The sequence below is a fragment of the Streptomyces viridifaciens genome, from assembly GCF_001888885.2.
Lineage (GTDB): Bacteria > Actinomycetota > Actinomycetes > Streptomycetales > Streptomycetaceae > Kitasatospora > Kitasatospora aureofaciens.
Genome location: NZ_CP090841.1, coordinates 1,959,028 through 1,978,747, shown reverse-complemented (window position 1 = coordinate 1,978,747; position 19,720 = coordinate 1,959,028). Strand labels below are relative to the sequence as shown.

At 72.1% G+C, this 19,720-nt stretch carries 20 protein-coding genes; 7 read left to right on the top strand and 13 right to left on the bottom strand.

Features of this window, described 5'->3' with window-relative positions:
- Window positions 1–266 precede the first annotated feature (266 nt).
- The 10 genes from BOQ63_RS16110 to BOQ63_RS16065 form a co-directional block, all read right to left on the bottom strand.
- The gene (locus tag BOQ63_RS16110) at window positions 267–941 is read right to left on the bottom strand and encodes a hypothetical protein (protein ID WP_030285496.1); all 675 of its coding nucleotides are present in this window, start codon (window positions 939–941) and stop codon (window positions 267–269) included.
- The gene (locus tag BOQ63_RS16105) at window positions 938–2,257 is read right to left on the bottom strand and encodes a putative T7SS-secreted protein (RefSeq protein WP_072654517.1); all 1,320 of its coding nucleotides are present in this window, start codon (window positions 2,255–2,257) and stop codon (window positions 938–940) included. Before BOQ63_RS16105 ends, BOQ63_RS16110 begins: the two co-directional genes overlap by 4 nt.
- Window positions 2,254–2,553, bottom strand: a complete 300-nt coding sequence (locus BOQ63_RS16100; protein ID WP_050366530.1) for a WXG100 family type VII secretion target — start codon at window positions 2,551–2,553, stop codon at window positions 2,254–2,256. The genes BOQ63_RS16105 and BOQ63_RS16100 overlap by 4 nt, the downstream gene beginning before the upstream one ends.
- Window positions 2,554–2,668: 115 nt before the next feature.
- Entirely contained in the window at window positions 2,669–3,160 is a 492-nt protein-coding gene (locus tag BOQ63_RS16095) for a hypothetical protein (protein ID WP_030285501.1), read from the bottom strand.
- Between the two features lie 98 nt (window positions 3,161–3,258).
- Complete coding sequence (locus tag BOQ63_RS16090; protein WP_030285503.1) at window positions 3,259–3,579, bottom strand: DMT family transporter; 321 nt, start codon at window positions 3,577–3,579, stop codon at window positions 3,259–3,261.
- A gap of 7 nt (window positions 3,580–3,586) precedes the next feature.
- Window positions 3,587–4,261, bottom strand: coding sequence for an HAD family hydrolase (locus BOQ63_RS16085; RefSeq protein ID WP_150475937.1), 675 nt, complete (start codon window positions 4,259–4,261; stop codon window positions 3,587–3,589).
- Window positions 4,262–4,306: 45 nt separating this feature from the next.
- Entirely contained in the window at window positions 4,307–5,404 is a 1,098-nt protein-coding gene (locus tag BOQ63_RS16080; RefSeq protein WP_030557644.1) for an ABC transporter ATP-binding protein, read from the bottom strand.
- Between the two features lie 31 nt (window positions 5,405–5,435).
- The gene (locus BOQ63_RS16075) at window positions 5,436–6,245 is read right to left on the bottom strand and encodes an ABC transporter permease (RefSeq protein WP_030285515.1); all 810 of its coding nucleotides are present in this window, start codon (window positions 6,243–6,245) and stop codon (window positions 5,436–5,438) included.
- Window positions 6,245–7,231 carry an ABC transporter permease gene (locus tag BOQ63_RS16070; protein ID WP_078958678.1) on the bottom strand — a complete coding sequence of 329 codons (987 nt, stop codon included), beginning with the start codon at window positions 7,229–7,231 and terminating at the stop codon, window positions 6,245–6,247. The genes BOQ63_RS16075 and BOQ63_RS16070 overlap by 1 nt, the downstream gene beginning before the upstream one ends.
- 6 nt (window positions 7,232–7,237) lie before the next feature.
- Entirely contained in the window at window positions 7,238–8,410 is a 1,173-nt protein-coding gene (locus BOQ63_RS16065) for an ABC transporter substrate-binding protein (RefSeq protein WP_030285518.1), read from the bottom strand.
- 328 nt (window positions 8,411–8,738) lie between these two features.
- Between BOQ63_RS16065 and BOQ63_RS16060 the strand changes: the two genes are divergently transcribed.
- Window positions 8,739–9,533, top strand: a complete 795-nt coding sequence (locus BOQ63_RS16060; protein WP_078867398.1) for a GntR family transcriptional regulator — start codon at window positions 8,739–8,741, stop codon at window positions 9,531–9,533.
- Window positions 9,534–9,552: 19 nt separating this feature from the next.
- Here the strand turns inward: BOQ63_RS16060 and tmpA are convergent, their stop codons facing one another.
- A complete protein-coding gene (tmpA, locus tag BOQ63_RS16055) occupies window positions 9,553–11,133 on the bottom strand; it encodes a 2-trimethylaminoethylphosphonate dioxygenase (RefSeq protein ID WP_072654515.1) in 1,581 nt (526 codons plus the stop codon).
- A gap of 164 nt (window positions 11,134–11,297) precedes the next feature.
- On the opposite strand from tmpA, the gene BOQ63_RS16050 reads away from it, so the two are divergent.
- Together BOQ63_RS16050 and BOQ63_RS16045 are read left to right on the top strand one after the other, a co-directional pair.
- Window positions 11,298–11,933, top strand: coding sequence for a hypothetical protein (locus BOQ63_RS16050; RefSeq protein ID WP_141763899.1), 636 nt, complete (start codon window positions 11,298–11,300; stop codon window positions 11,931–11,933).
- A gap of 236 nt (window positions 11,934–12,169) precedes the next feature.
- Window positions 12,170–13,810, top strand: a complete 1,641-nt coding sequence (locus tag BOQ63_RS16045) for an APC family permease (protein WP_078938865.1) — start codon at window positions 12,170–12,172, stop codon at window positions 13,808–13,810.
- Between the two features lie 56 nt (window positions 13,811–13,866).
- Here the strand turns inward: BOQ63_RS16045 and BOQ63_RS16040 are convergent, their stop codons facing one another.
- On the bottom strand, window positions 13,867–14,946 hold the full coding sequence (locus BOQ63_RS16040; protein ID WP_030285528.1) for a pyridoxal-phosphate-dependent aminotransferase family protein: 1,080 nt from the start codon (window positions 14,944–14,946) through the stop codon (window positions 13,867–13,869).
- 97 nt (window positions 14,947–15,043) lie between these two features.
- Here BOQ63_RS16040 and BOQ63_RS16035 point away from each other — a divergent pair, with 97 nt between their 5' ends.
- The 4 genes from BOQ63_RS16035 (at window position 15,044) to glnII (ending at window position 19,212) form a co-directional block, all read left to right on the top strand.
- Window positions 15,044–16,135, top strand: a complete 1,092-nt coding sequence (locus BOQ63_RS16035; protein WP_030285530.1) for an amidohydrolase family protein — start codon at window positions 15,044–15,046, stop codon at window positions 16,133–16,135.
- A gap of 60 nt (window positions 16,136–16,195) precedes the next feature.
- Window positions 16,196–16,873 (top strand): uracil-DNA glycosylase, encoded by a 678-nt coding sequence (locus tag BOQ63_RS16030; RefSeq protein WP_072654514.1) that lies wholly within the window; start codon window positions 16,196–16,198, stop codon window positions 16,871–16,873.
- A 166-nt stretch (window positions 16,874–17,039) separates the two neighbouring features.
- A complete protein-coding gene (locus BOQ63_RS16025) occupies window positions 17,040–17,999 on the top strand; it encodes an SCO1860 family LAETG-anchored protein (RefSeq protein ID WP_030598115.1) in 960 nt (319 codons plus the stop codon).
- Window positions 18,000–18,189: 190 nt separating this feature from the next.
- A complete protein-coding gene (glnII, locus tag BOQ63_RS16020; protein ID WP_030285540.1) occupies window positions 18,190–19,212 on the top strand; it encodes a glutamine synthetase in 1,023 nt (340 codons plus the stop codon).
- Here glnII and BOQ63_RS16015 read toward each other — a convergent pair.
- Window positions 19,169–19,618 (bottom strand): hypothetical protein, encoded by a 450-nt coding sequence (locus tag BOQ63_RS16015; protein WP_072654512.1) that lies wholly within the window; start codon window positions 19,616–19,618, stop codon window positions 19,169–19,171. The genes glnII and BOQ63_RS16015 overlap by 44 nt on opposite strands.
- Window positions 19,619–19,720 lie beyond the last annotated feature (102 nt).

Below are 19,720 nucleotides of genomic sequence, written 5' to 3'. Positions count from 1 at the left end.
TTTCAGGGACGCGGTGTGACGTGGCTCATGTCCGGCGGGAGCGGAGGCCCGTCAGGACCCGGCCGGACGCGGGGTGCACTGGGCTTGCACCGGGGCCGGGCGAACCGGAGCACGAGGAGGCCGATGAGCAGACGGCGAGGACCCCGCTGACGTACACGTCCACGGCGGTGATGCCGACGATCACGCCGGCGGACACGGCACCGGGAGCGAGCGCGCGACGGAGGGGCCGCGGCTGACGTGCGCCCGCTCCTCGGGCTGGGTGACCGTCATCCGAAGGCCTTTCGGATGGTGTCCCACTGGTCGGGCGGGAGGTCGTCCCGGGAATCGCTGCGGGGTGGGTAGAAGGAGATGCCGTCGATCGCGGCGCCGACCACCGGCAGCCAGCCCTCCCAGTGGTCGAGGTTCCGGGTGGTGAAAACGGCCGCCAGCACATGGGGGCTCCACGGGTGCGGGATCAGCACTTCGAGCTGACGGACGGTGACGGCGCCCGAGCCCGGCAGGCCGTAGACCGCTCCGGAGACGGGGACGGTCAGGTCGCGGGCGACCACAGCGGCGCGGCCAGGAGTGAAGTCGAGGACGGCGATCTCCGCGTCGGGCCAGGCGGCGGTGAGCTGTTCGGCGGCGCGTTGCGGGTACGTGCCGCGGGGTTCCAGCGCCTCCTGGCGGAGGAAGAGGCTGAGCACGCCCTGGGCGATCGTGCCCCCGTCGGTCAGTACCAGGCAGTTGGAGACGTGGACCGCGCCCTCACGCAGTTGCGCCTGAAGGGCGCTCTCGGCGGCGACGGCGATGCTGAGCTTCTGTTCGGGGCTCACGTCGGTGAGCGCGTCGAGCCCGTCCACGATGCGGCACATCCGGTCGCCCGGGTCCTCCGCCAGATCGACGGCGGTGAATCCGTCGGGCAGGGACAGCCAGAACGACGGGGCACCGGTGTCGACGGTCAACGGCCCGCACCCCACACGCCGGTCGCGACCGCGCTGCCGGCACCGAGCAGGCCGGCCACGATCCGGCTCTTGCCACTGCCCTCAATGGCGCTTCCGGTGCCGTTGATCACGTTGGCGCCGCCGGTGGCGCAGTTCACCGCCGCGGTCAGCCCGGGGCCGGCGTCGTCCTGGGTGAGGCCGTACGCGGTGGGCGCGGTGAGCGCCACGGTAGCGGTGGCCTGTGCGCCGTCGGAGATGTTCATCGCGGTGGCCTTCGAGAGCCCGAGTCTGACGGCGGGTTTCTCGATCGCCGTGGTGAAGACAGGCCCGGCCGGGTCGATCGCCCTGGCGGTGGCACGGACCTCGGTGGCGCCGACGCCTACCGATGCCCTCACGCCGGTCCCGGCGGCCCGGGCGGTCCTGAACGCGGTGAACCCGCCCTTGAGGACGGCCCCGCCGGGGATCGCGCCGAGGAGGTCGCCGGCCAGGGTCAGGTCGTTGCCCAGGTTCGCCATGCTGGTGGGCAGCAGCCCGCTGATGCCGTACTGCCGCGCGTGCGCGCCCGCGGCCGCGGCGCTCAGCAGGATGGCGGGCAGCGCGAAGGCGGGGAAGAAGATCGCCGCGACGCCGCAGACGCCCGCGGCCACCGTGAGCAGGTCGGCGCCGTGGTCCTTCAGCCAGGTGCCGACCTTGCTGAGCCGGCCCGGCTCGGGCGGCGCCTTGCTGTCGGCGGCCTTGCGGATGGCGGTGGCGGTCCTGTGGGCGTCGGACCTGTGGCCCTCGGCGAGTTCGTGGGCCTGGCTCCGGAGACCGGTGAGGGTGGTGGTGGCACTGTCGAGGAGTTCGGCGGCTGCGTCGAGGTGCTTCCTGGCGGTGTTGTAGCGCTGTTCGGCGGCGGCGAGCGAGGTGCCGTCGGCGAAGCTCTTGCCGGCCAGTGCGAGGTCGGGGGCGGCGGCCGCGGTGCGGTGGGCCTGTTCGGCCTGTGCCCTGTCCTGCCGGGCGGAGACTGCGGCGCGTGCCAACTCGGCCGCCCTGGGCTGGTGTTCGGTGAGCGCCTGGTACCAGACGTCGAGGGCCTGGTAGGCGGCCGTGATCGAGTCGGCGGCGTCCTGGAGGTAGCCGGGGAGCTTGCCGAACCGGGCGGCGAAGGCCTTGGCGGCCTCGCCGGTCCACTGGCCCTGGTCGCCGGAGATCTGGGCCAGCGTGGTGTGGACGCCGGTGAGGTGCTGGGAGACCCGGCGCAGGCTGCTGCTGAGGCCGGCCACGGCGGCGGGGTCGCCCGGGGTGGGGTTGAAGCCGAGGCCGGACCAGTCGGGCGCGGGCTCGGGGGAGGTCATGACCGCCCCCGCGCGGGGGTGAGGGCCTTGGCGATGTCCTGCTCGGTGCCCGCGTAGGACTGCCGCGCCTTCTCCAGGCCCTCGTCGAGGACCTTGACGCATTCCCGGACCTTCTTGAGGCCGTACTCCCACTTCTCCTGGAAGTGCTTGCCGGCGTCCTCCAGGAAGTCGAAGCCGAGCCCGTCGCGGCTGGCCTCCTTGAGCGCCTTCAGCCCTTGGTCGAGCTCGTCCCCGCAGCCCTTGAGGTCCTTGGCGAGCTTGGCGAGGAATTCGGGACTGACCGTGAAATCGGCCACTTTCTCCCCCGGTGCGTCGGTTGTCGGACCGGCCGAGCATAACCCCGTTCGGTACGTGGGCGATCCGTACTGCGGGGGCACTCACACTTGCGGGGGAGGAAGTGGCCGGGGTGGGTCAACGGCGCCAGAAGCCGCGCTTCTTCGGGGCGACGAGCTGCACCACCGAGGCGACGAAGAGGTCGGCGACGGGGGAGGGGCCGGGGCCGTGGTTGAGGTGGCTCTCGGTGGTCCACTCGCCGAGGACGGTGCCCGGGCTGCCGTCGAACGGGTTGATCGCGTGTTCCAGGGTCAGGTACCGGACGGCGTTGGCGCCCTTGGGCAGGACGGAGGCGCAGAAGTACGCCTCGGTGGTGCCGGCCGGGGTGGGCAGGGTGACCAGGAGCAGGCGGGTGCCCTCGACCTCGACGTGACGGCAGTCGAGGCCGTTGCTGGGCAGCCGGTCCTCGGGCGGGAGGGTTTCGCCGAAGCTGTTCCAGAGCTTGGTGAAGGCGGGCACCAGGCTGCCGCCGTTCGGCGCCGGGCTGGTCACCTGGGGGCCGAACTTCAGCAGATGACGCGGGAGTTCGCGGTGCGCGAAGCGGTAGTGGTGCGGTCGCGGGTTCGTCATGGGGACACGGTAGCGAACGGGCCGGGCCGGGGCGTCGGCGCATCCGACGTCCCGATCCGGCCCGGGCAGTTGAACTGACGATCCGTCGGTGACTGTCGTCAGTGACTGCCCTTGAGGTTGAGTACGACCACCCCGACGATGATCAGCGCGATCCCCAGGATCTGCAGCTTCCCCAGCGACTCGCCGAAGGCGACCACGCCGATCCCGGCGACGGCCGCCGTCCCGGCCCCCGACCAGACCGCGTACGCGACCGAGACCGGGATGTGCTTGAGCGCGCGGCCGAGCAGGAAGAAGGACAGCGCGTAGCCGACGCCCACCCCCAGGCTGGGCCAGAGGCGGGTGAACCCCTCGGTGAGTTTGAGGCAGCTGGTGGCGCAGACCTCGCTCAGGATGGCGAGGGCGAGCAGAACGTAGGGCATGTCGCTGTCAAACGGCCGGGGTGGCGCAGAGCTTCCCCAACAGCGCGAGGTCGGCCCGTTCCAGGCTGTCCAGCAGGGTGATCCGGTCGCCGTCGGGCATCGGGACGGCGGTGGACGGCACGGCGAGCACCGCGCAGCCGGCCGCGGCGGCGGAGGCGACCCCGGTCGGGGTGTCCTCGACGGCGACGCAGGCGGCCGGGTCCAGGCCGAGCCGCTCGGCCGCGGCCAGGTACGGGTCCGGCGCGGGCTTGGTGCGGGCGGTGTCCTCGGCGGCCAGGGTGACGGCGAACCAGTCGCGGCCGATGGAGGAGAGGACGAGGTCCACCACCTGGCGCGGCGAGGCGGAGACCAGCGCGGTGGGCACCCGGGCCTCGCGCAGGGCGGCCAGCAGGGCGAGCGCGCCGGGGCGGGGCACCGTCTCGGCGGCGACCTTTCCGGCGAAGGACTCGCCCAGCCTGGCGGCGAGTTCGGCTTCGGGGCGGGTGGTGCCGCTGGCCCGGTGCAGGTGGGCGGCGGTGTGCTCGACGGCCTGGCCGAGCACCTCGGGGGCGTCCCGGTCGGTGAGCGGGTGGTCCAGTTCCTCGGCGAGTTCGGCGGCGGCCTGCCACCACAGTTGCTCGGTGTCGACCAGGGTGCCGTCCATGTCGAAGAGGACGGCGGCGGGCAGTACGGATTCAGGCATGGCGGTACCTTCGGTGGTTCTTCGGTCGGTGCGGGGACGAGGTTCTCAGGCGGCGCGGCGGTCCACCAGCACCGGGCGCTCCGGCAGCGTGAGCCCGGCGCGTGAGCCGGCCGGCAGGGCGGCGGCGGCCTCGGTGGGCAGGTCGGCCTTGACCTCGGTGCCGTCGTCCAGGCGGACGGTGAGCCGGGTGACGGCGCCCAGGAAGGACGCGGTGACCACCAGCGCGGGGCCGGCCTCGTCCGGGCTGAGCAGGACGTTCTCCGGGCGGACCAGCACCTGCAGCTCGCCGTCGGCCGGGACCTCGCCGTCGACCGCGTGCCGGCGGCCGAGCACCTCGACGCCGTCCGAGGTGCGGGTGCACGGGATGCGGCTCATGGTGCCGACGAACTCGGCGACGAAGGCGGTGGCCGGCCGGCCGTACAGCTCGGACGGGGTGGCGCACTGCTCCAGCTTCCCGGCCCGCAGCACGGCGACCCGGTCGGCCATCGACAGCGCCTCCTCCTGGTCGTGGGTGACGAACAGGGTGGTGATGCCCAGCTCCTGCTGGAGGCGGCGGATCTCCTCGCGGAGCTGGAGGCGGACCTTGGCGTCCAGCGCGGACAGCGGCTCGTCCAGCAGCAGCACGCGCGGCTGGAGGGCGAGCGCGCGGGCGAGGGCGATGCGCTGCTGCTGGCCACCGGACATCTGGTGCGGGTAGTGCTCGGCGCGGTGCGGCAGGCCGACCAGCTCCAGCAGTTCGTGGGCGCGCCTGCGGCGCTCGGCCTTGCCGGTGCCGCGCATCCGCAGCCCGAAGGCGACGTTGTCCAGCGCGGTCAGGTGCGGGAAGAGGCTGTACGACTGGAACACCATGCCCGCGTCGCGCTTGTGGGCGGGGATCGCGGTGATGTCCTGGCCGTCGACCAGCACCTCGCCGGAGTCGTGCTGCTCGAAGCCGGCCAGGATGCGCAGGGCGGTGGTCTTCCCGCAGCCGGACGGGCCGAGCAGGGCGAGCAGTTCACCGGGCCGGACGGTCAGGTCCAGGCCGTCGAGGGCGGTGGTGGCGCCGAACGCGCGGCGCAGCGAGCGGAACTCGACGGTGGCGCTGCCCGAGGTGGTTCCGGGGGCGAGCGGGGCGCCGTCGGCGAGGACGGTGGCCGTGGTCATGGCTGATAACTCCTGGAAAGCGGTGGGTGGTTCAGGACCGGGCGGCCTTGCGGCCGCGGCCGACGGCGGACATCAGCAGCAGGACGAGCCAGACGATCAGCAGGCTGAGCATCGAGACCGCGACGGACATCTGGCCGTCGCTCTTGCCGTTGGAGTTGATCCACACCGAGAAGGGGGTGAAGCCGAGGATGGAGGCGGTGGTGAACTCGCCGAGCACCAGGGCGACGGTGAGCACGGCGGCGTTCAGCAGCGAGCTGCGCAGGTTGGGCAGGACGACGGTGAACACCGCGCGCAGCCAGCCGGCCCCGCAGTTTCGGGCGGCCTCGACCAGGGTGGCCACGTCGACACCGCGCAGGCCGGCGTCGATCGCCCGGTAGGCGAACGGCAGCGCCATCAGCACGTACGCGATGACCAGGACGACCGGGAAGTTCGGGTCCTGGATGGCCACGACGGTCTGGAAGAACGGGGTGTCCTGGAGGTAGTCCGGGCCCCAGCGCAGCACGCCGATGATGCCGGTGGTGAGCGCGACGACCGGGACGACCAGCGGCATCGAGCACATGATCTCGATCACCGGGCGCAGCCTCGGCGCGCCGAGCCGGGCGGCGAGCACCGCCGGGACGAGCAGGAGCAGCAGCACCACCACGGTGACGGCCGCCAGTTCGAGGCTCAGCACCAGGCTGTCGGTGAAGCCGGGGGCGTTCAGCAGCTCGGTGTAGGCGCGGAAGGTGGTGCCGCCCTTGTTGTCGTCGACGCTGAACCACAGCGAGGCGGCCATCGGCACCGCGAAGTAGATCCCGCAGACCAGCAGGACCAGGCCGCGGCCGAAACGGATGCGATTGATCAGGCGAGCCACTTGGCACTCCGGCGCTGAAGGGGCAGGTACAGGGCCATCACCAGGCAGGCGACCACGATCATGTCGAGTCCGAGGGCGAGGGCGAGGTTGCCCTGGCCGACCAGGACGTTGCCGGACAGCGCGTCGCCGATCTGCATCGAGATCAGCGGCACCGAACTGCCCACCATGGCCTCGGCGGTGGCGTACGCGGCGAACGAGGCGCCGAACAGCAGCACGAAGCCGCCGAGCAGCGAGGGCAGCAGGACGGGCAGGGCCACGTGCCGCCAGTACTGCAGGGAGGTGGCGCCGTTGTTGGACGCGGCCTCGCGCCACTGGGCCTTCAGGCCCTCCAGGGCCGGGGTGATGGTGATGACCATCAGCGGGACCAGGAAGTAGAGGTAGACCACCGACAGGCCGGAGAAGGTGTAGAGGTTCCAGCCGTGCTCGGTCAGGCCGAGCTTCCTGGTGACCTCGCCGGAGTTGCCGAGGGTGGCGACGAACATGAAGGCCAGCGGGACGCCGCCGAAGTTGGCGAGCACGCCGGAGGCGGACATCACGGCCTCGCGGAAGGCCCGGAACCGGGAGGTCGCCACGGCCTGGGCCAGCGGCAGGCCGACCACGGTGGCGATCAGCGCGGTCAGCAGGGAGAGCTTCACGCTGCCCCACAGGGCCGTCCAGTACGCGCCCTGGAGGGAGCCGGTGAGGTTGTCGGTGGTGAAGGTGCCGCCGCCGTCGGGGGCGTCCGAGGAGGTGGTGAAGGCGCCGACGGCGATCGCGACGGCGGGCAGGCCGAAGCCGATCGCGAAGAAGAGCACCAGCGGGAGGGCGGCGAGCCAGGCGCGGCTGCCGCGGGCCCGGCGTCCGGCCGGGCGGGGTGCCCCGGTCTGCACAGCCGTGACGGCCGAGGCGGTGGGGGAGGAGGCGGGGCCGGGGGCGCCCCCGCCGCTCTGGGCGGCGGAGGCGGTGGCCGGCACCGGGGTGGGAGCCGTGGTCATCTCAGGTCAGCCCGCGATCGCCTTGGCCCAGTTCTCGGTCACGACCTTCTTGGCCGCGTCCGTCTGGTCCTGGGTCGGGAAGGTGGTGAAGGGCTTCTCGACGGTCGGCAGCTTGGCGGCGGCGGTCGCGTCCAGGGTGCCGGCGGTCTTCATGGCGTCGAACAGGGCGGGGGTGGCGTAGCCGCCGAGGAAGCCGTTCTGCCCCTGGGCGCTGTAGAGGTACTCCTCCCACAGGCGCGCGGCGGCCGGGTGCGGGGCGTCCTTGTTGATCGCCTGGTTGTAGTACTGGGCGTAGGAGCCGTCCGAGGGGATGGACACCTGCCAGTCGATGCCCTTGTCCTTGAACTTGTCGCTGTAGCCGGCGTTCAGGTACGACCAGTCGATGCTGATCGGGGTCTCGCCCTTCTCGATGGTCGCCGGGGTGACCTCGACCGGGTTGAAGTTGCCGGCCTGCTTGACCTTGCCGAAGAAGTCGATGCCGGGCTGGATGTTGTCCAGCGAGCCGCCGTTGGCGAGCGCGGCCGCGTAGACGGCGCCGAAGGCGGCACCGGCCTTGGTCGGGTTGCCGTTCAGGGCGACCATGCCCTTGTAGTCGGGCTTGAGCAGGTCGGCGAAGGTCTTCGGGCAGGCGGACACCTTCTTGGCGTCGCAGCCGATCGACATGTAGCCGCCGTAGTCGTTGTAGCTCAGGCCGTTGGCGTCCTTCATGGTGGCCGGGATCTTGTCGAAGTCGGTCACCTTGTACGGGGCGAGCAGGCCCTGCTTGCCGGCGCTGATCGCGAAGGCCGAGCCGAGGTCGACGACGTCGGGGGCGCGGTCCTGGCCCTTGCGGGAGGTGATCGCGTTGATCTCGTCCTGGCTGGAGCCGTCCGGGTTCTCGTCCTCGATGTCGATGCCGTACTTCGCCTTGAAGTCGTCCATCAGCTTGCCGTAGTTCGCCCAGTCGCGGGGCAGCGTGATGACGTGCAGCTTGCCCTCCTTCTTGGCGGCGGCGACCAGCGCGTCCATGCCGCCGAAGTCGGCGACCGAGGTGGCGGTCTTGGCGCTCTTGCCGCCCGCGAGGTCGTTGCTGCCGGCCTTCGCGGAGGAGGAGCCGGCGGAACCGCAGGCGGTGAGGGACAGCGCGGCGGCGGTCAGAACGGCCGCGAAGGCGGCGGAGCGGGCGCGGTGCAGGGACACGGGTCAGTCTCCTGAGACGGGGGAACTGCAAGCGGGTGTCTTGAACGGGGGATCAGCCGGGTGGCGCGGTCCGGAGCCGTCCGAGGAGAGTTCGGAACCGTCCGAGTTGACTAGCCAACTTCGCTGACGGGGGTAAGTAACCCGAAGTCCGGTGACGGGAAGGTGAACGGACGGCCCAGAACCGGGGTCGGCTGCGGGAACGGTGGAATCCGGCCATCGGAGCGTGATCCGTTCGATGCGATGCTCGAACCGCGCAGCGGGATAGGGTCGGGCTGTCCGCGCCGGCACGGCTGCGCTGGACACCGCCCCAGGAGGGACATTGACTGACGTGGCAGTAGAGTCCGGGCGCCCCGTCGAGCGTGCGACCGGCGAGCGTGCGACCGGCGCCCTGTACCGCAAGGTCGCCGCCGACCTGCGCGAGGCCATCACCACCGGCGCGTACGGCGAGGCGGGCCGGCTGCCCGCCGAAGGCGCCCTCGCCGAGCAGTACGGGGTCTCCCGCGGCACCGTCCGCCAGGCCCTCGCCGTGCTGCGCTCCGACGGGCTGGTCACCTCCCGCCGAGGCACCCGGAGGGTGGTGCTCGGCGGCGCCCGGGTGCAGAGCTTCTCCGAACTGCTCAGCTTCACCCACTGGGCGTACTCGATGGGCGAGGAGCCCGGCGGCATCCTGGACTCACTGGTGCGCCGCCCGGCCGACGCCGCCGAACGCGACCAACTGCGCCTGGAGCCGGGCGCCGAGGTGTACGTGACGGTCCGGCTGCGGACCCTGTCCGGCACACCGGTGATGGTCGAGCGGACCATCTACCCGCCGCGGGTCGGCGAGATCGTCGCGGAGCTGCCGCCGGACGTCGTCTCCCACACCGAGGTGCTGCGCGAGCACGGCATCCTGTTCACCGACGCCGACCACACCATCGACATCGTCGCGGCCAACGCCGAGGACGCCCGGCTGCTCGGCTGCCGCCGCGGCGGCCCACTGCTGCGCGAGCGGCGCCGCACGACCGACCCGACCGGCACGCCGGTGGAGTGGTCGCAGGACCGCTACCTGCCCGGGACGGTGGCGTTCAGCGTGCACAACTCGCTGGCGACTTCGGCGCTTTCGCGGCACGCCCGGGAGCTGGACTGAGCTCCCGGGCGTTGTTCGGTCACTTCATCAGTGCCGCGAGCAGCGGGCGGTAGTGCTCGAAGTCCGGCGTCTTCGCGCCGGCCGTCTTGGCCTGCTCGTCCCAGCGGCGGACGGCCACCGCGTCGACGGCGCCCGGGAGTCGGGCGAAGTCGGCCGCCTCGCGGTCGTCCATCGGGCCGCCCTGGACGGTGAGGGTGTACTCGGAGGCGGCGGACAGCTCGGCGCGGTAGCCGGGCTCGGCGGCGCACAGGTAGCGCTTGGCGGCCACGTGCAGCCGCACCGGCTCGGTGACCTCCGGGCCGAACCAGCGGGCCAGCCAGTCGGCGCCGCTGTCGCTGTGATGGTTGTCCTGTCCCTGCATCAAGTCGCGCCCGCGCACGGCACCTTGGAAGTGTCCGACGTCGTGCAGCAGTGCGGCGGCGATGAGGTGGTCGGGAGCCCCGGCGGCCTCGGCAGCGGCGGCGGCCTGCAGCATGTGCTCGGCCATGGTGACCGCCTCGCCCAGGTACTCCCCGGCTCCCTCGCCCGTGAACAGCTCGGCCAGCTCGTCCAGGGCGGCGGTGCGGCGGTGCAGGACGGCGAGGGTGCTGTGCAGGGCGTCCAGGTCGGCGTAGCAGCCCTGGAGATGGCGCCGGCCGTCCTGCTGGAAGGCGGTACGGGCGTGCAGCAGGCGGGTGTTGTCGAAGACCAGGCAGTCGCCGGGGCCCAGGCGGAAGGTGAGCCGGAGCTCGGGGCGCAGGGTGATCGCGGCGAAGCGGCGGTAGGCGGCGTAGAAGGCCTCCACGTCGTCCGCTCGGAGGGTGCCGAGCGAGCGGTTGTTGAAGCGGACCTCGCGGATCCGGCCGAGCGGGTCCACGTCGATCAGCGGGCGGTCGGCGCGCAGTTCGGTGCGGCGGTCCCGGAAGACGAAGGGGACGGGAGTGCGGGTGAGGGTCTCGAAGTCCTCGGGGGCTTCGTCGCGGAGGGCCGCGGCCGCCTTGAAGCCGTCCACCAGGCCGGAGTCGCCGCCGGTCGCCGAGTTCTCCAGGCAGTGCAGCAGTTGGAGGGTGGGGACCGGGTCCCGGTAGGGGTTGTCGGTGTGCGGGGTGATGGCCCTGTTCGTGAAGGCGAGGTTGTTCGGGTCGGGCTCGATCCGGACGTCGAACAGCTCGCCGTAGTTGGTGACCCGGACGTAGCCGAAGCTCTCGGCCACCCGCAGCACCTGGCGCTCCACCGTCGGCACCCCGCGCAGCAGCGCGAAGCCGCTGCGCCGTACGGCGGCGAGGACGGCGGCCTGCTCGGCGGGGTCGGTCAGGTACGCCTCCCAGTCGGCCCCGGGGATGCCGCGCGCGAAGTCGGCGGCCGTCCAGAGCCGCTTGCCCTGCTCGGTGCGGCCGTCGCCCGCCTCGTCCGTGTCGTGCAGCCAGGTGAGCGGGTAGCGGGAGCGGTGGCCGTCGGACCAGAGGACTTCCAGGTTGCCGTCGAGCTCCTTGCTCGCGGCGATGGCGAGGTCCGGCGGCAGATCGCTGATCTGGAACAGCTTCTGCCCGTTGCGCGGGTCCCGGCACTCGCCGCACGGGCAGTTGTCGCGCAGCCAGTAGGGCGGCGGTTGCTGGGTCATGGGTCTCCTCCTGGGCTGAGTTGTACAGCCAACTTCACCTCTCGAGGAGCTTGCCGCTCCCCGGTGAGTTCCGCGTGCCGGTCGGATGAACGTCCGGGGAACGGTCCGTCGGGACCGCCGTCAAATCCCTTGCGCCGACGGCTTCGACCTGCTCGGATATGCCAGTGCCCGATCAAGATCAACACCAGGACGTCGACGTCCTGGTGGACATGACCCCCGTCGCCCCCGTCCCGACCGTGGCCCCATCGCCGGGCTCACGCCAGCGGCTCTGGCTGACCCTGGGCGCCTTCGGGTTCGCCGCCTTCATCGCCCTCGCGCTTGCCTTCGCCCACGACACGGCCAGCCTCGGCGCGTACCGCTACAACCCGCCGGAGGAGTTCCTGGGGCTGCCGCGCCTCCCCGCAGGGCAGATCCCCAAGGCGTCGACGGTCGCCAGGGGCGTGAAGGTCACCGGTTACCAGACCTCGGACAGGTCGCGCACCGTCGCCGTCACCGTCCGCGAGCTGCCCATCGTCTCGCCCTCGGCCACGGTCGACACGGTGATCACCGAGTCGACCACCGGCTTGCACGTCGAGAGCGTGCGCACCGTCGACCCGGGTGAACGCGGCGGCGTCATGAAGTGCGGCCACACCAGCGGCATGAAGAAGGCGGGGAAGCCGCAGGACATGGCCTTCTGCGTCTGGGCCGACGGCAGCATGTGGGCCGTCTACGGAGAGCACGGCGACGACGTCACGCTCGACACGGACGACCTGGCCAACGACGCCCGCAAGTTCCGCCACCTCGCCGAGGTGCGGGCCTGATGGCCGAGCACGAGCAGACCGCCGCCACCGACCGCCGTCACCGGCGTCCCGGCCGACGTCGCCCCCGCCGGGCGGGCCCGTTCCGGGCATTCTGGGGCGGGCCCACATGCCGTGAGCCGCTGCCACCGTTCGGGTGAGGGCGCAGCTCGGAGGGTGTTTCGGGGTGAAGGGACCAGCCCGGGCTGCGGCACTGTCGGGGTGGACTCCCTCCCCCCGATGCGAGAGGCGGCTGTGCCGTGGGCCAATCCGATACCACCTCATCGCCCCCCGCGGGGCACGGCGGGCTGAAGCGTGAGGTCGGCCTCGCCGGGCTGCTCTGGGCGTCGGTCGGGGCGATCATCGGGTCCGGCTGGCTGTTCGGGGCGCAGAAGGCGGCGGTGGCGGCCGGGCCCGCCGCCCTGCTCTCCTGGGGCATCGGTGCGGTGGCGATCGTCCTGCTGGCGCTGGTCCACGCGGAGCTGGGCGGGCTGTTCCCGGTCGCGGGCGGCACCGCGCGCTACCCCCACTACGCCTTCGGTGGCTTCGCCGGGATGTCGTTCGGCTGGTTCACCTGGCTGCAGGCGGCGACCATCGCGCCGATCGAGGTGCAGGCGATGATCAACTACGCCCAGCACTGGTCCTGGGCGGACGGCTTCCTGAACAAGGACCTGACGCTGACCGCGACGGGATTCGTGGTCGCCGCCGTGCTGATGGGTGTGTTCGTCGCGATCAACTTCCTCGGTGTCCGACTGCTCGCCCACACCAACAGCGCCGCCACCGTCTGGAAGGTCGCGATCCCGGTCCTGACGATCTTCGCGCTCGGGATCACCGGGTTCAACGGCTCCAACTTCACCGTGCACGGGTTCGCGCCGGACGGCGCCAAGGGCGTGCTGGCGGCGATCAGCAGCAGCGGGGTGATCTTCGCGCTGCTCGGGTTCGAGCAGGCCATCCAGTGGGCGGGGGAGAGCCGCAACCCCCGCAAGGACATTCCCCGGGCGGTGATCGGCTCGGTGGTGATCGGCACGATCATCTACGTGATGCTCCAGGTGGTGTTCATCGGCGCGCTGCCGCCGGAGACCGTCGCGGGCGGCTGGACCAAGCTCACCTACCCCGGCGTCAGCGGCCCGTTCGCGGGCCTCGCGACGCTGATCGGCCTGGGCTGGCTGGCCACGATCCTGTTCATCGACGCGGTGGTCTCACCGGCCGGCACCGGGCTGGTCTACATCACCTCCAGCTCGCGGGTCACCTATGGCCTCAGCCGCAACGGCTACGCGCCGCGGGCCCTCCAGTACACCGACCGCAACTCGGTGCCCTGGCTCGGGCTGCTCATCGCCTGGATCGCCGGGGTGATCTGCTTCCTGCCGTTCCCGAGCTGGCAGCGGCTGGTCGGCTTCATCACCTCGGCCGTCGTGCTGATGTACGCGGGCGCGCCGCTGGCCTTCGGGGTGCTGCGCAAGCGGTTGCCGGGGATGGAGCGCTCGTACAACCTGCCGGGTGGCACGGTCGTCTCGCCGATCGCCTTCGTGGTGGCGAGCCTGGTCATCTACTGGGCGGGCTGGGACACCCTGTGGCGCCTCGGGCTGGCGATCGTGATCGGGTACCTGCTGCTCGGCGGGTACTCCGCGTACGCCGCGTCGAAGGGGGTGCCGAACGCGCCGCGGATGGACTTCAGGGCGGGGCAGTGGCTGCCCGTCTACCTCATCGGGATGGGGATCGTCTCCTGGCAGGGCAGCTTCGGCGTGGGCGCGCAGGGGAACCTGCCGCTGTGGTGGGACATCGGGGTGGTGGTGGTGTTCTCGCTGGTCGTCTACTACTGGGCGCTGTCCGTCGCCCTGCCGGCGGAGGACATCGAGCGGAACATCCGCGGCGTCGAGGTGGTGGACGCGGGCGGACACTGACCTTCCCGGTCTGCGGCGGCCCCCGGTTCGTCCGAACCGGGGGCCGCTCGCTTGTGTCAGACGGCCGCGTCCCAGGCCGCCTCGGCGGCCGCCAGGGCCTTCGCGCCGTCGGCCTCCGTGGCGTCGGCGAGCGCGGTGAGGCAGGCGCGGACGGTGTCCAGCCCGGACGCCTGGCCGTAGTGGTTGACCCGCAGCATCTCCGCGGCCAGCGCACCGCCGCCGGGCTGGATCGGCAGCGCGGGGTCGAGCGTGGCGGCGAGTTCGGCGGCGTGCAGGCCGGCCGGGGTGCGCACGGTGGTGGCGACCGGGGCCGCGTGGGCGTCCTCGCGGACGAACGGGGTCAGCGTGCCGAGCGCGCGCACGCCGGCCCGGGTGGCGGCGGAGGCGGCGCGGTGGCGGGCGATCACGGTCGGCAGGCCGTCGGCGGCGATCCGGTCCAGGCAGGCGCCGAGCGCGAGCATCTCCAACTGGGCCGGGGCGTGCGGGAGTACGGTGCGCCCGGCGTCCGTCCAGCGCTCCTTCCAGTCGAGCAGCGAGAGGTAGGAGCGGCGCGGGGCGGCCGGGTTGGCGGCGATCCGCTCCCAGGCGCGCCCGGAGACGGAGACGGCGGAGACCCCGGCCGGGCCGCCCATCGCCTTCTGGCCGCCGATCACGCACAGGTCGATGCCCCACTCGTCGGTGAGCAGCGGCTCGGCGGCGACCGAGGCGACCGCGTCGAGCATCAGCAGGGCGCCGTGCTCGCGGACCACGGCGGCGATCTCGGCGACCGGGTTGGTGTTGCCGGTGGCGGCCTCGGCGTGCACCAGGGAGACGAAGTCGATCTCGGGGTGGCTCTCGAGCGCCTCGGCGACCTGCTGAGCGCTCACCGCGCTGTCGAACGGCACGGCGAGGTCGACGACCGTGGCCCCGCAGGAGCGCAGCCAGTTGCCGAAGGTCTGCCCGTACGGGCCGGTGACGATGTTGAGTGCGGTGGAGCCGGGGTGGGCGGCGCCGCGGATCGCGGCCTCCAGCGGGAGCAGGGCCTCACCCTGGGTGACGATGACGTCGGCTTCGGTGTGCAGCAGCGCGGCCACCTGGTCCTCGATCGCCGCGAACCCGGCGGCGCTGAGCGGGGGGAGGTCGAGGAAGTGGCTCACGGCATGCGGCCTTTCGCAGCGGGGACGACGGGTGCGGCAACGAGTCTGCCGCATTCTGACTGCTTACACGGAACCCGCCCGTCGGTAGAGTGCGGCCATGAGTGATGGCGCGGTGCTGCACGTCCGGGGTCGGGTGCTGGTCGGTCCGGAGGAGGTCCGGGACGAACTCTGGGTGGTGGACGGCCGGGTGAGCTTCACCCGCCCGCCGACCGTCGAAGACGTCCGGACGGTGACCGGCTGGGTACTGCCCGGCCTGGTGGACGCGCACTGCCACGTCGGACTGGACGCGCACGGTGCCGTGGACGCGGAGACCAGCGAGAAGCAGGCGCTCACCGACCGTGACGCCGGCACCCTGCTGATCCGCGACGCCGGTTCGGCCGCCGACACTCGCTGGATCGACGAGCGCGAGGACCTGCCCCGGATCATCCGGGCCGGGCGGCACATCGCCCGCACCCGCCGCTACATCCGCAACTACGCCCACGAGATCGAGCCCGGCGACCTCGCCGCGTACGTGCGGGCCGAGGCCCGGCGAGGCGACGGCTGGGTGAAGCTGGTCGGCGACTGGATCGACCGGGAGCGCGGCGACCTCGCCGCCTGCTGGCCCGGCGACGCACTGGCCGAGGCGATCGCGGCGGCGCACGAGGAGGGGGCGCGGGTCACCGCGCACTGCTTCGCGGCCGAGTCGCTGCCGGACCTGCTGACGGCCGGGATCGACTGCGTCGAGCACGCCACCGGGCTGACCGAGGAGTTGATCCCGGCCTTCGCCGAGCGCGGGGTGGCCATCGTCCCGACGCTGGTCAACATCGCCACCTTCCCGGCGTTGGCGGCCGGCGGGGAGGCCAAGTTCCCGGCCTGGTCGGCGCACATGCGGCGGCTGCACGAGCGCCGCTACGACACCGTCGGCGCCGCGCACGACGCGGGCATCCCGGTGTTCGTCGGCACGGACGCGGGCGGCTCGCTGGCGCACGGGCTGGTCGCGGACGAGGTGGCGGAGCTGGTGAAGGCGGGGCTGAGCCCGGCCGAGGCGCTGTCGGCGGCGAGTTGGGGAGCACGGGCGTGGCTCGGGCGGCCGGGGCTGGAGGAGGGCGCGCCGGCCGACTTCGTGGTGTACGCGGAGGACCCGCGGGCGGACGTGCGGGTGCTCGCGGACCCGCTGCTGGTGGTGCTGCGGGGGCGGCCGGTGGGGTGACCCCGCGCGGTCATCGTTCGCGGTGACGCCCTGTCGGTATCGGCCGATAGGGTGACGCCCATGGCACCGCGTCCACTGAATGAGATCGTCGAGCCCGGTTGGGCCGCCGCCCTGGAGCCCGTCGCCGGCCGGGTCGCCGCGATGGGCGACTTCCTGCGCGCCGAGATCGCCGCCGGTCGTACCTACCTGCCCTCCGGGCCGAACGTGCTGCGGGCCTTCCAGCAGCCCCTGGCCGACGTGCGGGTGCTGATCGTCGGGCAGGATCCGTACCCGACCCCCGGCCACGCCGTCGGGCTCAGCTTCTCGGTGGGGCCGGAGGTGCGACCGATCCCGGCGAGCCTGATCAACATCTTCCAGGAGTACGGCAACGACCTCGGCCTGCCGCAGCCCTCCAACGGTGACCTCACCCCGTGGACGAACCAGGGCGTGCTGCTGCTCAACCGGGCGCTGACCACCGCCCCGCGCAAGCCCGCCGCGCACCGGGGCAAGGGCTGGGAGGAGGTCACCGAACAGGCGATCCGGGCGCTGGTGGCGCGCGGCGGCCTGCTGGTGGCGATCCTCTGGGGCCGCGACGCCCGTAACCTCCGGCCGCTGCTCGGGGACGTCCCGGCGATCGAGTCGGCGCACCCGAGCCCGTACTCGGCCAGTAGCGGCTTCTTCGGCTCGCGTCCGTTCAGCCGGGCGAACGAGCTGCTGGTGCGACAGGGCGCGCAGCCGGTGGACTGGCGGCTGCCGTAGGGGAGTTGACGCGTCCGGGCGGCGCCGCGCCGGCCCGTAGCAGATCCGGGTCGGTGCGGAACGTCAATCTCACTCCAACGGGTGAAACGACGTTCTGTGGTGCTCATGTGACGGATCGTTCGAGAAGACTGGCGGCTCATCGTTTCATCTGCCTTGAGGTATCGCCTTGTCTTCTCGTCGAATCGTTTCTGCCGCCGCCGCCACGGTGGCGTGCACGCTGCTCACCGCCGCGCCCGTCCAGGCGGCTCCTGCGCCGGGGGCCTCCTCACCGGGCAAGGCGCGCGCCGTCACCGCCGAAGTCGCCCTGGACGTCAAGCTGTTGAACAACGCCGTGGACGTCCCGGTGGACATCGCGCTCAACAAGGTGGAGACACCCGCGCAGCGCGACGGTTCCGTCCTCACCGCCAAGGTCGACGGCGTCGACCAGCGCGGCCCGGTCGAACTGGTCAAGGCCGACGTCGGCAAGTCCGTCACCCGCTCCGACGCCAAGGGCACCGCCGCCTCCGTCAAGCTGGTCAACGCCGACGTACACGCCCCCGGCCTGCCCACCACCGCGCTGCTCGGCCTGGAGGCGATGAGCGCCGAGGTCACCTGCCCGGTCGACGGGCAACCGACCGCGAACGTGGTCGCGCCCGCCAAGCTGACCGTGCTGGGCAAGCCCGTCACCGTCGGGCTGTACGGCCCGACCAAGGTGGACGTGCCGCTGGTCGGCAGCGTGTCGGTGGAGTTCTCCAGGAAGACCACCACCACGACCACCGCCGCCGCCTCGGCCCTGGAGGTGCAGGTGGAGGTGAACCCGCTGAACCTGAACGTCGCCAAGGTCACCGGCACGGTCACCGTCGCGTCGGTGAGCTGCGAGAAGCCCGGCGCCCCCGCGCCCACGGACACCCCGAGCGCGGCGCCCAGCGCCCAGCCGGTCGCCGACACCACCACCTCGCCGGCCGCGGTGCCGCAGGCGGCGGTGGAGAAGCCCGGGAAGGGCGGGAAGCCCGAGACGCTCGCCAGCACCGGCGGCAGCAGCGCTACCGGCCCGCTGGCCGCCGGGGCCGCCGCCCTGGTCGCGGGCGGCGCGGCCGCCCTGTGGGCCACCCGGCGCCGCCGGGCCGCGCACGCCCGTCGGCCCTGAGCGCTCCCGCGGGCCGCTCCCGGCCACCCGGAGCGGTGCGGGGTGCCACGCCCGGCACTCCCGCACCGTAACCGTGCCAACGCGGACGGTTGGTTCACATGCGCGTTACACGAGAGGAACAACCGGGAAACGGCGGCTTGCGACGCTACGCGGGCACCCACCCCCACCCAGCAATGCGAGGGACCCAGTCGTGGCAATCAAGGCCGAGTACATCTGGATCGACGGCACCAAGCCGACCGCGAAGCTCCGTTCCAAGACTCGCGTCCTGCCGAACGCCGACAAGATCCCCACCTGGGGCTTCGACGGTTCCTCGACCAACCAGGCCGAGGGCCACGCCTCGGACCGCGTGCTGGAGCCGGTGAAGGTCGTCAAGGACCCGATCCGCGGCGGTGACAACATCCTGGTCCTCTGCGAGGTCCTGGAGACGAACGGTACCCCGCACGAGTCCAACACCCGCGCCCTGCTGCGCGAGGTCGAGGAGAAGTACACCGCTCAGGAGTCGATCTTCGGCATCGAGCAGGAGTACACCTTCTTCAAGGGCTCCCGCCCGCTCGGCTTCCCGGAGGGTGGCTTCCCGGCCCCGCAGGGCGGCTACTACTGCGGCGTCGGCGCCGAGGAGGTCTTCGGCCGCGAGATCGTCGAGCTGCACCTCGACCGCTGCATCGACGCCGGCCTGGCGATCTGCGGCATCAACGCCGAGGTCATGCCCGGCCAGTGGGAGTTCCAGATCGGCCCGGTCGACGCGCTGACCGTCTCGGACGACCTGTGGATCGCCCGCTACCTGCTCTACCGCACCGCCGAGGAGTTCGGCATCGACGCCACCCTGGACGCCAAGCCGGCCCGTGGCGACTGGAACGGCGCGGGTGCGCACACCAACTTCTCCACCAAGGCGATGCGCGAGGGCTACGACGCCATCATCACCGCCTGCGAGTCGCTCGGCGCCTCCCAGGAGAAGGTGCTGGAGCACGTCACCCAGTACGGCGCCGACATCGAGTCCCGCCTGACCGGCAAGCACGAGACCGCCCCGTGGAACGTCTACAGCTACGGCGTCTCCAACCGCGGCGCCTCGGTCCGCATCCCGTGGCAGGTCGAGGTGGAGCAGAAGGGCTACATCGAGGACCGCCGCCCGAACGCCAACGTCGACCCCTACGTCGTCACCCGCCTCCTGATCAACACCTGCTGCGAGGCCCTGGAGAAGGCCGGCCAGGTCTGATCCGCCCCTGAGGTACGTGAGCCCGCAGGCCCTCCCCCACCGGGGGAGGGCCTGCGGGCGTTCGCTCACTCCTCGGCCTCGACCTCGGCGAGATGATCGGTGAGTGCTGGTCCTCGGCCGCGAGGTAGTTGAAGGCGGTCTTCATCAGGTTCGTGGCGGACTCGGCCATCACGAACGCGGCGAACGCGATCTTGTCGAACGTTTCGGCTGCGGCAGCCTCGTAGGCGGCCGCAAACGCGCGGCCGCCCGCGTCGTTGCCCGCCATGCCTGCCGCCATGCTCAGATCGCCCATCAGGCCGGTGGCGATCTCCTCGACCCGGTGGCGCAGTTGGCTGTATCCCCTGGACGTCAGTACGAGTTGGTTTGTCGACACTCGGTAGTCCGACAACAGCGCCCCCCAGCTCATCCGTCGTACAGGGAATGATTTCGCCTGTTCGATCCCTTGTTCGGCAAAGCCGAAGCGCCTGGTGTCATGAGTGCAAATCGCTGGTCAATCCCGTTCGGCCAC